Consider the following 12,277-nt stretch of genomic DNA (forward strand, 5'->3'; position numbering starts at 1 on the left):
GACTCGCTTGCCTTTATACCGACCACTCTCTTTGGTTATTGGTGCTACACCGATTAGTGAAGCGGCTTGTTTATTGGTGATATAGCCAAGTTCAGGTACGTTGCTGATGATTGACGAGGCCGCTATATTTCCAATCCCAGGAACACTTTGAAGAAGTGCATTCTTAGCCTGGTACTCTGGGCTCTCTTCGATTAGCTTTAAGAGCTTCTCTTCTATTTTTTTGATTTGGTTTTTCATTGCGGTCAGCATGGGTTTGATGGATGAATGTAGCTCCTTCGGTAATATCTGAAGTCGATTTTTCTCCATCGTTTGCATTGAGAGCAACTGGTTTCTTCTAATGACTAAGTCGCTCATTAAACGAATGTTTTTAGGCTTAATCTGAGTAATATTGGGCTGAATCGCTTCACCGTAGTGAGCAATAAGCTCCGCATCAAGTCGGTCGTTCTTTGCACGTCGTCCAATTGCACCGGCAAACCTCTTGATGTGGACAGGGTTGGCTCGAACGATAGGTAGTTGTGCTTCGGAACATGCGAGCACAAAAGGCATTTCTAAACGCCCTGTCGCTTCAATAACAATGCGAACTGGGTCGTGCTTCTTGATTCTTTTGAGTGCCGCTTTGATCCCTTTCTCTGTATTCTCTACAGAGAAAAATAGGTCTAGTGGCCTGATGTGGATGTCTAATTGTGATTTGCCGGTATCAACTCCAACATTGATGCTTTGATTGGTTTTGGTATTCATAATAAGCTAACTCTTGCTTGCGTAATGCGGGTTCGAGACCCAGTCGACTATTCGAGGTTTAGGCTTGGAGTCCTAGGTAGCGTTCATGTTTGTTATCGGTCTCTCGATAGAGGAGCCAGCATTTAAACGAACTGCTACATAGAAAGCTTTAGTTGCAGCTAAAGCCTGGGTCTCACATTACCCGATTGGAGTGCTTATTATCCATACAAGCATTTAAGAGTGATTCCTTACGCTTGCCGGTTTCGCTTCGCTCACAGTATGGCAAGCGCGCGTCACACCTTAATGCGGCGTTAGTCGTTTAATGCTTTGAAAGGTTTTAAGGTTAAAGTTGGCTCAGTAACCTTCGCCGTATTGTTTTATTGGCAACGTTTTTTGGCGCTACTGGATCGCATGATGTTAATGTTCAATTTAGGGCGCTTCGTTTGGCCGAGTCAAATGCCGAGTTGCTGCCTAAGTAAGTTCTACAAATATCGTGCATTGGTTCAAATAATAAGGGTTGCACCAATAATCAGCATTCAATGGCAAAGCCACCGGCTAACAAATTACTAAAGTGGACCTCTAAAACATACCCCACTAGTTAGCAAGGCATTAAACTAAGAAATCTATAACTGTAAGCTTATGAAATATTATAGAAAAATGATTGAGCACTATATTCCTGTCAATGATGATGAGTGGGCGCATGCTTGTGGAATATTTGAAATAAAACATGTCAAGAAAGGAACAACGATACATCGCGCTGGTAAAGTGTTTAGTGAAATATGGTTTATTAAAAGTGGTTTAGCCCGATCGTATCTTAGTGATATGAATGGCAAAGAACACACTTGGCAACTCTATTTCCGCGGTAACAGTAAACATGGTTTAAACCACTTTATGGACGATAGTGTCAGTTATTCTGAACAAACAGGGTCAATGCTTAGCTTTGAAATACTTGAAGATTCGGTTTTTTATGTGGCGTCATTGGAAGAACTCAATACGTTCCTATCACAAGAAAAAAAGTGGCAGCATTTAGCGAAGATATGGATACATGACACGTATTATTCTGCAACTTACAAGCGTGTCCTTTCACTCATGTCAGAGACTGCGGTGGAAAGATATGATCGTTTACTTAACGAATACCCTTTTATATTTGACCAAGTTAAATCTTATCATATCGCCTCTTATCTCGGTGTCGCTCCCCAGACATTGAGTAAATTAAAAAATGAATCTAGGTGAATGAAATTTGGTATTCCGTTGTTTACCATGTGTTTTTTCAATGGAGACTCACAATGAATACCTGTCAAAAATATAGAAACCAATATGAACAAAGCGCCCGATTTTACTTAGGTGACTTCAGGAATATCAGCAACGTCACTGAGCCTAGCCTTTTATCTACCTGGGGAGCATCATGATAGAACTTACACAGGTAGGCGCACACCTCATCTTCACTGGCATTGTCTTTTTTCTTGTCGGCTTAATACAGGGGGCATTGATACCGACTGTAGAAAATTCTCGGATGGCTCTTTCTGGTCACGTGACAGCGATTCAGTGCGGAATGGCCCTGGCGATCTTTGGGATTATCTGGTCTCTGGTTGAGCTGCCTTTATCTTTAGACGCATTTGTGGCTTATGGTTCTGCATTGGGGTTTATACTGATTTGGTTGGGAATTACTATTGCCTCTATAACAGGTGCAAGTAAAGCGCTTCCAATCGCTGGCGCTGGGTTTTCAGCAACCGTCACGACCGAGATTACGGTTAAGATACTGGTACGTACTGGTTCACTATTATCACTGATCGCCTGCACTTTGTTGGTTTTTGGATTACTGCCAATACTTCGATAATCGAAATAGATGCGCGACACATCAGTACAAGCCGCAACGTTATCTCTCTTCGAGTTCACCCAGCCAAAGTCGGTTGAATTGTATAAATATTTTGAAATTTATTTATACAATTAAAATTATTCTCTTTACCCTTTCTTCCACTATCGATAATAACGAGGGAGGTTGATGATGAGTGAAAGAAAGAAGAACCTAAATACTATTATTAGGAATGAATATTCGAATTTGTCTGGTCTTACCATTCTAATTAAAGGTCAACTTGAACATGAGTACTACTCTGATGGGTATGATGAAAACAGTACGGTGCATGTTGCATCTGTTACTAAGAGTATTCTTTCTATTCTCTTGGGTATTGCCGTAGACAAAGGGTATATAAATAGCATTGAAGATAACGTGTTGAATTACTTTCCTTCTTACAAGGTAAAGCGAGGCGAGAAAACGATACAACAGCTCACACTGAGGCATTTATTAACCATGAATGCGCCGTACAAATTTAAATCAGAGCCGTACACCAAGGTATATTCGAGCGAGGATTGGACAACCGCGGCGTTAGACCTTTTAGGGGGAAAGCGAGAAATAGGCGAATTTAAATATACGACGGTTGGTATCCAAGTCTTATCGGGAGTCATCGCAAACTCAACCAATCAATCCGTTCTCACTTTTGCCCACAAACATCTTTTTGCCCCATTAAATATCGAGGTGTCACGGAATATAAGAATCCGACATAAAGACGATTACCTAGCCTTTCTTAAAAAGAGTACCGGTAGCGGATGGATTGCTGATCCAAAGGGTGTAAATACTGCAGGCTGGGGGCTTACGTTAACGACGCGTGATATGGCTAAAATCGGTCAGCTACTTTTAAATAAAGGACGATGGAGAAACAAACAAATCGTGTCTTCGAAGTGGATAACAGAGAGCGTGAGTCAACAAAGCACGTGGGGCGATAAAGCATATGGATTTTTGTGGTGGGTTATTGACGATAGAACAGGCACTTACGCTGCTATAGGCGATGGTGGAAATATACTCTACGTATCAACCCAACATGAAATGGTTGTAGCTATCACCTCTCAATTCAAACCAAGAGCTAAAGATCGAATTGAACTAATAAGAAAGCGCATCGAACCCATTTTTCTTTGATGCTCATTGCAATGTTACATGGGGTTCAAGAATAACGATTTAATATCCCCCCTCTTTCTACTCGTATAAAATGCTGATATGTTCTGGTCTGTTTCATTGAACACATCTATAAAGGAACTTTATGAAGCTTAAGCTGATCGTGCTTGTTTTGTCAGCGGTAATCTCTGGTTGCTCACTCTTTGTCAGTGAAAACTCATTTGGTGAAAATTGGTCAGGCCACCATGTTGATGAGCTAATCGCTCATTGGGGAGAACCACATCAAAAAAGTGAAAATGAACATGGCGAGATTGAAGTGCAGTACAAGATCTTCAGTGATAGTTGCACCTATACCTTTTTTACTGATAGACATGGAGTCATCGATTCTTATCAGTACGACAGCACATTCTTAGGGACATGTAAGCCAATTGGCTAATGCACCAATAAATGGGTATTCCATTAGGCTAACTATTTACTTGGCTAGGCGTTATGTACTTTACGAGAGATCACATTCTTATGGATAACAACAGTGAAATTTGGCGTCAATATTATGAGAAGGCATTATCTCGCCCACACTCGAAACGGACTGAGATTGCCGCCCAACTTAATGAATCAAACCTCAACGTAGCGATTGATTGTGGCTGCGGGACTGGAAGCGATATTGAGTATTTAGAACAACGAGGTTACCAAGTCTATGGGTTTGATGTTAACCCCGACTCTATCGTCATTTGTCGAGATCGATTTGGGTCTAAGTCTGCCGTCGAAATTTCGGAGTCTTCATTTGAATCTTTTCATTACCCAAAAGTTGGGGTGATTATAGCCAACTCGAGTCTATTTTTTGCTGATCCGAACCATTTTGAATCCACTTGGAACAACATCAAATCATCGATTGAAATTGGTGGCGTGTTTGCAGGTGATTTCATGGGTAAGAAAGACAGTTGGGCATCAGATTATCGCAGCCCCACAACGCCTTTGTCAGAGTCACAAGTTAGAGACTTATTCTCAGGCTTCGAAATCGTAAAGTTCTCTGAGCGTGACGAGCAAGCTAAAACATCGTTAGGTCGAATAAAACATTGGCACACGTATTCCGTGATTGCGGTAAAGCGTACCGCACAAGCCAAAACAAGTCTTTCAATTTAGTTTAGCTTCAAGGATTTCAATGATAAATTTGAATCTGTTTTGGCGTGGCTAATGACGAAACCAAGCAATTAATCCAAGATTTGAGCAGAGCTAAGGAGAGAGAATGTACAAGGGAAGTTGTTTATGTGGTTCGATCCAGTTGTCCTTGAATGGTGGAATGACCGATATAATCCATTGCCACTGTTCTTTGTGCCGTAAAGCGAGCGGAAGCGCCTATGCGACTAACGCTTTTATTGAAGCCGACAGCTTAAAAGTAACGGATGCGGACGGCACGCTTACTTTTTACGAAAGCAGTGAAGGTAAGCGTAAATACTTTTGTAAAACGTGCGGTAGCCCAATCTATAGCTCAAATTCCACATCGCCTCAAAGACTTCGGATTCGCTTGGGTATACTCGACAGTGATATATCAGAGCGCCCTATTTCGCATAATTTCGTTACTTCAAAAGCAAACTGGGAAGATTTGGATGCAGACCTTCCACGTAGCGAAGCCCATGAAGCGGGTAGAAAGTAAACGCTATTAAATGACACTCGACTGACCCATTCAATGCTCGAGGTCTCCGCTTATTCATCGATTACCTATTACTGATTACTGATTACTGATTGCCTAATACATAAGCTCGCTTCTCTCGGCCGGTTAACTTGCCATTAGGTCATTTTAAGGTCGATAAAAAAGGGAACGGCTTGTGCTTCGCTTTTAGGGCAATATTCAATCTGAACCCCGTCTTAACTTTGTCCGCTTTCAATAATGACACAGCTGTATGAAACACTGTTCATGGTTAATATGATCAGATATAATTCATAACTGCAATGAATCATTTCGAGAGGTAATAGTAAATGAAAGCATGGGTTTTTCTCATCTCCCTTTTCTCCGCGTTGGCGCACAGTTCACCAAATCTTACGACGTATGAATATGAAGCGACCGATTCTACCGTAATGGAAGAACAACGTGTTGTTTGTGAAAGCGTCGTATGTAACTCCCTAGTTGAAAAAGAAGTGGTGCCTAATCCGGGTGACGCCCCCGTCAGAGAGGGCAATAAAACGATAGAAACTCTCACAAATGCCATGTACATCGTTGGTGAAATCGGCTTAGCTGAGAATTTATCGACCGCAGATGAAGAAAGGTTTAACGCCGACTAAATCGCAGCATATAATCACGTTTTTTCGAACATGTGACCGCTATTTTTTAAACATGGAGTCATACTAGTGAAAACAGTGGAAGCCTTTATAGTTCAAGCCTTTACTGCTAATGGGACTGGTGGAAACCCTGCTGGGGTTGTTCTAAATGCCGATACTCTATCCAACGATGAAAAGCTAAAAATTGCCCAATCTGTCGGCCACTCAGAAACCGCATTCGTCTCTAATGCTCACGATGCCGACTTTGAGTTGTCTTTTTTTACAGTAACCGATGAAGTTGATTTCTGTGGCCATGTCACCTTGGCTGCCTTTTCCATCATGCATCAAAGAGGGCTAATCGCCGACAAGCGATACACTCAGCGTACGAAAGCGGGGCTACTTTCTGTAACGATAGAATCAACGGGGCGAGTCATCATGGAGCAAAAATTACCTGAGTATTCTGAACAATTAGATTGCAACACGATTTCAGAACTCATCGGTATCGAATCAGACATCCTTGAATCTACCCAGTTACCCATTCAAGTGGTTTCGACAGGCTTGCCTGACATTATTGTTCCAGTGCCACAAGGATACCTAGATAGGATCCAAATTGATGAACGCTTGCTCAGCCGCTTTTGTCTAGAACACGGTGTTATCGGGATCCATGCGTTTGAAATGTGCGATAAGAGCAGCGATGTAACCGCAAATTGTCGTAACTTCGCTCCGTTATTTGGCATTGCAGAAGAAGCCGCGACAGGCAGCGCAAGTGGTGCACTAGCATGTTATTTAACTAAATATCTTTTCGATGAACATGCCAAGAGTTTTACTTTTGAACAAGGCAGAAAGATGGGCTGTACTTCCGTGATTAGCGCTGAAATTCAATCGAATGAACTCGGAATAACTCAGGTTTTAGTTGGTGGTTTTGCTCATGAGGTTGGGAAGCAAAGAGTCTCGATTTAGCCGATTGAACGCCTGGAAAGAATGTGGGAATATAGGAATAGAAGAATAGAGCCGCAGCTTGTTTAAGCGATCGCAATGCAGTGGCAATTAAAAAACTCTGGCTAACAATAGAAAAAGTCCCTACGTTAGCCAGAATATGATTGATAGATTGTGGTGCAGATTAAAGAACCGCCCTGCCCTCAAAGCGCATTCCTGCCACCACACCCTCTCACTGATTGTACTTTAACTTGAATTAAGACTTGTCAGCCAACTCTTTTCTCACTATTTCAGCCCCCGCACTCAACGCGTTCAGTTTGGCTGCAGCGACAGGGCGTGCTAACGGTGCCATACCGCAGTTAGTGCAAGGGTAAAGCTTGTCTGCATCAACGTACTCAAGCGCTTTTCGAAGCGTATTGGCGACGTCCTCAGGCGTCTCAATATCATTCGTCGAAACATCGATAGCGCCAACCATCACCTTCTTTCCACGAATAAGCTCTAGTAGTTCAATCGGGACGTGAGAGTTATGACACTCGAGCGAGATAATATCAATGTTCGACTTTTGCAGCTTAGGAAAGACTTCTTCGTATTGTCGCCATTCAGTTCCTAGCGTTTTCTTCCAATCTGTATTGGCTTTGATACCGTAGCCATAGCAAATATGAACGGCAGTTTCGCACTTAAGACCTTCAATCGCCCTTTCTAGGCAAGCAATTCCCCAATCATTAACATCATCAAAGAAAACGTTAAAAGCTGGCTCGTCAAACTGGATAATATCAACACCTGCGGCCTCAAGTTCTTTCGCTTCTTCATTAAGAATTTTGGCAAATTCCCAAGCAAGTTTCTCGCGGCTTTTGTAATGATCATCGTAAAGCGTATCGATCATGGTCATAGGGCCAGGTAATGCCCACTTGATTGGTTTGTCTGTTTGACTGCGTAAGAACTTTGCGTCTTCCACAAACACGGGCTTCTGACGGCTCACAGGACCTACAACCGTCGGCACACTTGCGTCGTAGCGATCACGAATTTTCACCGTTTCACGCTTCTCAAAATCAACACCGCTGAGGTGCTCAATAAACGTCGTCACGAAGTGTTGGCGAGTTTGCTCACCATCGCTGACGATATCAGTGCCCGCTTGCTGTTGCTGTTGCAAAGACACGCGCAAAGCATCGTGTTTTCCGTCTGTGAGTTCTTCGCCTTGCAGTTTCCAAGGAGACCAAAGTGTCTCTGGTTGTGCAAGCCAAGACGGCTTAGGTAAACTTCCAGCCGTCGAAGTAGGTAATAATGTTTTCATAGTATATGCCGCTGCCTATTTAGATGGATGATTAAGCGTAATTCGCAGACCATTGCTCAAGTACAACTTGATATGGTTTGATGAAGTGCTCTTCGGCAAACTTCCCTTGCTCTTTAGCCAATTGGCTACGCTCTTCACGGTCATAAACGATTTGAGTTAACGAGTGATCTAAATTCTTCAAATTTGGCTGATAGCGTTTTCCTGCCACCGCATTCGCATTGTAAATTTCAGGGCGGTAGATTTTCTGGAACGTACCCATAGTGCTGATGGTGCTGATGAGTTCTAGGTTTGTGTAATCATTCAGTAGATCACCAAAGAAATAGAAAGCCAATGGCGCAACACTATTTGGCGGCATGAAATAGCGAACCTGTAGGCCCATCTTCTTAAAATACTGTTCCGTCAGCGACGATTCATTGGGTTGATACTCAAAGCCTAAAACAGGGTGTTGATTCTCCGTTCGGTGATAAATTTTATTATCTGAAACACTCAGACAAATAACCGGTAATTTTTTAAAATTCTGCTTATAAACATTCGAGTTCACAAAATATTTAAACAATTTCCCATGCAGCTCACCAAAATTATCTGGAATGCTGAACTTCGGTTGTTCTTTATTATGGTCTAGCAGTAAGACGCTGAAATCGTAGTCTCTCACATAAGAAGAGAAGTTATTTCCTACAATACCTTCAATACGTTCGTTCGTTTCACGATCTAGAATGTTTGTTTTTAGCACTTCAATAGAAGGAAAGGCTTCGCCACTGCCTTCAATATCCATATCAACGGATACGATCTCAAGCTCCACAGAATAGCGGTCACCATTTGGGTTATCCCAATGCGCTAAGGCATTGAAACTGTTATCAATCATTTTTAGCGCGTTACGCAAGTTTGCCTGGCGGCAGTTTCCTCTCGCCAAGTTAGCGAAGTTAGTCGTGATACGCGTGCTGTCTGAAGGTTGATAGTTTTCATCAAGACTAATGCTCTTAATTGAAAAATTGAATTCTTTATTCATCGTGTTCCGATATCCTATGTCCTGAGAGAAATGCTGACTTTATTCCTTACTCTCGCTGGGGTTTATTTTTTGTTTCTTTATGTTCCCAGTTTATTCTCGACTTATTTTCTTTATTGGAATCTCATAAAGTGAAATAAATGTGCTTGAGAGAAGAGCCTCATTTATAGCGTTGATCGGTCTTTGATTAACAATGGTATTACTTCACGATCAACATGAGAAATATTCATGTTTCATTATTTTTTAAAAAGTTATATTAGCTAGCTTAATTTGAACATGACTATTTTTAGACGTAATTACCCCTAATTAATATAAGGTGAAATGAGTGAGTGAATTGCTATTGTTAATTGTATTCTGCGCAATATTGGGCAGTGTTGTTGGCTTCCTGGCTGGGCTATTAGGTATCGGCGGAGGTCTCGTTATTGTCCCTGTATTGAGCAGCATTTTGCTTCACTTTGAGGTATTACCAGCTAACCAAGTCGTTGTGGCTGCGATTGCCACATCACTGGCATCGATTTTGTTCACGTCCACTTCTTCCGCCATTGCTCACCATAAAAATGGCAATGTGCCATGGGGTATTGCCCCTTGGATAATGATGGGGGTGGCTTTTGGCGCATTAATTAGTGGTTTCATGGCTGCACTCTTACCAGAAAAGATTGTTCGCATTATCTTTGCCGTTTGTGTCGTACTCATTGCACTCAAAATGTTCTTAAGCAGTAAGAGTGACGCTCCGAAAGAACGCAAAATGCCCAATAAAGGTCTGTTGACTATTTTCACCACAATCACCGGAGGATTGTCAGCCATGATAGGCATTGGCGGTGGTGCACTCCTCGTTCCATTACTGACGTTTTTCTCCCTAGACATGAAAAAAGCGATTGGTTGTGCCTCTGCTTGTGGCATCGTCATTGCTCTGTTTGGCTCTGTCGGTTACATCAGTTCAGGCAGCAGTCAGTTTGCTTTAGAAGATGGGTTTGCAGGCTTCGTTTACTTGCCGGCTTTGCTAGGCATTGTGTGCACATCTTGGTTTACAGCCCCACTAGGCGCTAAATCGACGCAGCATTTACCTGTTCCTACAATAAAGAAAATCTTCGCGGCATTGTTGGTGGTTATGGCTGCAAACATGTTGACCAAGTAGTCGATATATCATCGAATCACCGCCCAATTCCCCAAAACGTTGGGGGATTGGAGCTTTGGTTACCCCACTCACTTTTATGCGCCTCACTATTCAATTCAATAGACAGATTCAAGAACGCCGTTCCCATTAGGCCCCATTAAGACTCAATCCAAACTCTCTACCTAGAGGTCGTTCGCATAACAAAGCAGACAGGTTCCAAATGGGTACTACCCTTGTTTATGATGAATGAACAAGCTAATACTTCAGAGAGAACTGTTTTGAATACCTATCTATCGAGCGGTAAAAAGCTGCTCCTAGAGTTCCTGAAATACTACCTTGCCACAGCTATCGTTCTTGGTCTCAAAGGTGAACTGTTTAATATCGCACTTAGAGTTTGGTCCGATAATCGGATGTCTTTCTATGTTGATGGCTTATGGCAATTGACCTTTATACTCTCTTTCTTTCTGACCTGTTGCGTCATGTTGAATAAGTATACTGGGGGCTGAATTTTGTCTATGAGCCAACTTTTTCGTTCAGCCATGGAAAAGAGCCTTGAAATCGAAACCTGTATTAACAATGAGAGCGATGCTCATTCGCTAGAAAGCGCCATTTATTACAATGGTGATACCCCAGTAAATGCTTTATAACTGACACGGTACCTTATACTCAAATAGCATTTGAACTCATGGAGAGAATACCGATGCCAAGGCTTATTTTGGTCAGTGGCCCAACTGGGGCAGGAAAGACAACCTATTCAATCTCTCTTAGCAAAGAAGTGGGCGCGGTAAAGTTCTCCATCGATCCATGGATGCAAACTTTATTCGCTAGTGACATGACTTCTCTCGATTACGAATGGATGATAGAACGTGTTACCCGATGCTATGAGCAGATTTGGGAAGTCAGTGAACAGATATTAAAACTCGATGGGAACGTACTATTGGACTTAGGGTTCACGACGAAAGAGCAACGCGATCTATTTGTAAGCAAAGCCAACGCGTTAGGTATCGACGCTGAAATCCACTACTTGAGTGTCGCTCAAGAGGTACGTAAAGCACGTGTCAAAAAGAGAAACACCGAAATGGATCCCAGTGTCTATGCATTCGAAGTGACCGATATGATGTTTGAATTCATGGAACCAAGGTTTGAAGAGCCCACGGCTGAAGAACTCATCCATGGCTTAACCGTACAAAAATAATCATGGTTAGCAGCGCCAGTGCTTCTCACTGAGCTAAACGTTATATTTGTTATACCGTTATGCTTGGTGATTGCATATAAAATGACACGCAATCTGCTTTTGCCATACCGCTTATTTCATCCATACAACGATCATGTATGGGCTTTTTCAGCGTGAGCGCGACCACTGCTTAGCTCAGCGTTAACACCAGGAATTACTATGAATAAAAGTCAAATTAAGAACGTTGTGTTCGATGTTGGGAACGTTATTGTCCGATGGTCACCACTGGAGATCATTCGGCTGACCTTCGGGGACACCGCATCTTCAGAAGATCTCGCTAAGGCTGTTTTCCAATCAGAGACATGGCTTAATCTCAATAAAGGTCTCATGTCAGAGGAAGAAGCAAGCGCAATTTACCAACGTGATTTAGGATTCAGCGAACTGGAATGTCATCGCCTGTTTTATTACATAAAGCAAACCCAGATTGTTATTTACGGGACGGTTGAATTGATGCAACGGCTAAAACAAGCCGGATACAAGATCTACGCGCTGACAGACAATGTTCACGAGATTGTTGCCTACCTTAAGTCAACCTATACATTCTGGCCGATCTTTAATGGGGGTATCGTCTCTGCTGACGTTGGGTTGTTAAAACCGCAAGCTGAGATTTATCAATCACTGCTCGACCAAAATCGAATTGAGGCGTCAGAATCTGTCTTTATCGACGATATGCTGCATAACGTTGAGGGTGCTATCTCAGTAGGCCTTGCTGCTATACAGTTTAAGAACTCCGCTCAGTGTGAAAATGACCTAAAAGCGTTGGGCCTGAGCTTTTAAGTGAA

Annotated in this window: 14 protein-coding genes; 11 read left to right on the forward strand and 3 right to left on the reverse strand. The window is 42.4% G+C overall.

Annotation, left to right across the window (positions count from 1 at the left end):
* Positions 1 to 738: IS110 family transposase (locus BCU12_RS08115; protein WP_102403836.1), on the reverse strand; the 738-nt coding region annotated here is incomplete at its 3' end.
* A 618-nt stretch (positions 739 to 1,356) separates the two neighbouring features.
* On the opposite strand from BCU12_RS08115, the gene BCU12_RS08120 reads away from it, so the two are divergent.
* From BCU12_RS08120 to BCU12_RS08155, 8 genes are all read left to right on the forward strand, one after another.
* Positions 1,357 to 1,950: a Crp/Fnr family transcriptional regulator gene (locus BCU12_RS08120; RefSeq protein WP_102403837.1), complete on the forward strand. Its 594-nt coding sequence runs from the start codon at positions 1,357 to 1,359 to the stop codon at positions 1,948 to 1,950.
* Between the two features lie 172 nt (positions 1,951 to 2,122).
* The gene (locus BCU12_RS08125) at positions 2,123 to 2,554 is read left to right on the forward strand and encodes a hydrogenase (protein WP_102403838.1); all 432 of its coding nucleotides are present in this window, start codon (positions 2,123 to 2,125) and stop codon (positions 2,552 to 2,554) included.
* A gap of 165 nt (positions 2,555 to 2,719) precedes the next feature.
* Positions 2,720 to 3,688, forward strand: coding sequence for a serine hydrolase (locus tag BCU12_RS08130; RefSeq protein WP_198599283.1), 969 nt, complete (start codon positions 2,720 to 2,722; stop codon positions 3,686 to 3,688).
* 121 nt (positions 3,689 to 3,809) lie between these two features.
* Positions 3,810 to 4,100 carry a hypothetical protein gene (locus BCU12_RS08135; protein WP_102403840.1) on the forward strand — a complete coding sequence of 97 codons (291 nt, stop codon included), beginning with the start codon at positions 3,810 to 3,812 and terminating at the stop codon, positions 4,098 to 4,100.
* A gap of 80 nt (positions 4,101 to 4,180) precedes the next feature.
* Positions 4,181 to 4,804 (forward strand): class I SAM-dependent methyltransferase, encoded by a 624-nt coding sequence (locus BCU12_RS08140; protein ID WP_102403841.1) that lies wholly within the window; start codon positions 4,181 to 4,183, stop codon positions 4,802 to 4,804.
* Between the two features lie 103 nt (positions 4,805 to 4,907).
* Complete coding sequence (locus tag BCU12_RS08145; RefSeq protein ID WP_102403842.1) at positions 4,908 to 5,315, forward strand: GFA family protein; 408 nt, start codon at positions 4,908 to 4,910, stop codon at positions 5,313 to 5,315.
* Between the two features lie 323 nt (positions 5,316 to 5,638).
* Positions 5,639 to 5,941 carry a hypothetical protein gene (locus BCU12_RS08150; RefSeq protein WP_102403843.1) on the forward strand — a complete coding sequence of 101 codons (303 nt, stop codon included), beginning with the start codon at positions 5,639 to 5,641 and terminating at the stop codon, positions 5,939 to 5,941.
* 66 nt (positions 5,942 to 6,007) lie between these two features.
* Positions 6,008 to 6,877 (forward strand): PhzF family phenazine biosynthesis protein, encoded by an 870-nt coding sequence (locus tag BCU12_RS08155; RefSeq protein ID WP_102403844.1) that lies wholly within the window; start codon positions 6,008 to 6,010, stop codon positions 6,875 to 6,877.
* Between the two features lie 232 nt (positions 6,878 to 7,109).
* Here the strand turns inward: BCU12_RS08155 and BCU12_RS08160 are convergent, their stop codons facing one another.
* Positions 7,110 to 8,144, reverse strand: a complete 1,035-nt coding sequence (locus BCU12_RS08160; protein WP_102403845.1) for a methionine synthase — start codon at positions 8,142 to 8,144, stop codon at positions 7,110 to 7,112.
* Positions 8,145 to 8,175: 31 nt separating this feature from the next.
* Positions 8,176 to 9,150: a DUF1852 domain-containing protein gene (locus tag BCU12_RS08165; RefSeq protein WP_102403846.1), complete on the reverse strand. Its 975-nt coding sequence runs from the start codon at positions 9,148 to 9,150 to the stop codon at positions 8,176 to 8,178.
* Between the two features lie 322 nt (positions 9,151 to 9,472).
* On the opposite strand from BCU12_RS08165, the gene BCU12_RS08170 reads away from it, so the two are divergent.
* From BCU12_RS08170 to BCU12_RS08185, 3 genes are all read left to right on the forward strand, one after another.
* Positions 9,473 to 10,282 (forward strand): sulfite exporter TauE/SafE family protein, encoded by an 810-nt coding sequence (locus tag BCU12_RS08170; RefSeq protein WP_102403847.1) that lies wholly within the window; start codon positions 9,473 to 9,475, stop codon positions 10,280 to 10,282.
* Between the two features lie 679 nt (positions 10,283 to 10,961).
* On the forward strand, positions 10,962 to 11,456 hold the full coding sequence (locus tag BCU12_RS08180) for an ATP-binding protein (protein ID WP_102403848.1): 495 nt from the start codon (positions 10,962 to 10,964) through the stop codon (positions 11,454 to 11,456).
* A gap of 198 nt (positions 11,457 to 11,654) precedes the next feature.
* Positions 11,655 to 12,272 (forward strand): HAD family phosphatase, encoded by a 618-nt coding sequence (locus BCU12_RS08185; protein WP_102403849.1) that lies wholly within the window; start codon positions 11,655 to 11,657, stop codon positions 12,270 to 12,272.
* The last annotated feature ends 5 nt before the right edge of the window (positions 12,273 to 12,277 follow it).

The organism is Vibrio sp. 10N.261.55.A7, from assembly GCF_002877365.1.
Taxonomy (GTDB): domain Bacteria; phylum Pseudomonadota; class Gammaproteobacteria; order Enterobacterales; family Vibrionaceae; genus Vibrio.

What these genes read in the sequence shown, in the direction of transcription:
- BCU12_RS08120 (WP_102403837.1), top strand. Translation starts at nt 1,357, where the DNA reads ATGAAATATTATAGAAAAATGATTGAGCACTATATTCCTGTCAATGAT.
- BCU12_RS08125 (WP_102403838.1), top strand. Translation starts at nt 2,123, where the DNA reads ATGATAGAACTTACACAGGTAGGCGCACACCTCATCTTCACTGGCATT.
- BCU12_RS08130 (WP_198599283.1), top strand. Translation starts at nt 2,720, where the DNA reads ATGATGAGTGAAAGAAAGAAGAACCTAAATACTATTATTAGGAATGAA.
- BCU12_RS08135 (WP_102403840.1), top strand. Translation starts at nt 3,810, where the DNA reads ATGAAGCTTAAGCTGATCGTGCTTGTTTTGTCAGCGGTAATCTCTGGT.
- BCU12_RS08140 (WP_102403841.1), top strand. Translation starts at nt 4,181, where the DNA reads ATGGATAACAACAGTGAAATTTGGCGTCAATATTATGAGAAGGCATTA.
- BCU12_RS08145 (WP_102403842.1), top strand. Translation starts at nt 4,908, where the DNA reads ATGTACAAGGGAAGTTGTTTATGTGGTTCGATCCAGTTGTCCTTGAAT.
- BCU12_RS08150 (WP_102403843.1), top strand. Translation starts at nt 5,639, where the DNA reads ATGAAAGCATGGGTTTTTCTCATCTCCCTTTTCTCCGCGTTGGCGCAC.
- BCU12_RS08160 (WP_102403845.1), bottom strand. Translation starts at nt 8,144, where the DNA reads ATGAAAACATTATTACCTACTTCGACGGCTGGAAGTTTACCTAAGCCG.
- BCU12_RS08165 (WP_102403846.1), bottom strand. Translation starts at nt 9,150, where the DNA reads ATGAATAAAGAATTCAATTTTTCAATTAAGAGCATTAGTCTTGATGAA.
- BCU12_RS08180 (WP_102403848.1), top strand. Translation starts at nt 10,962, where the DNA reads ATGCCAAGGCTTATTTTGGTCAGTGGCCCAACTGGGGCAGGAAAGACA.
- BCU12_RS08185 (WP_102403849.1), top strand. Translation starts at nt 11,655, where the DNA reads ATGAATAAAAGTCAAATTAAGAACGTTGTGTTCGATGTTGGGAACGTT.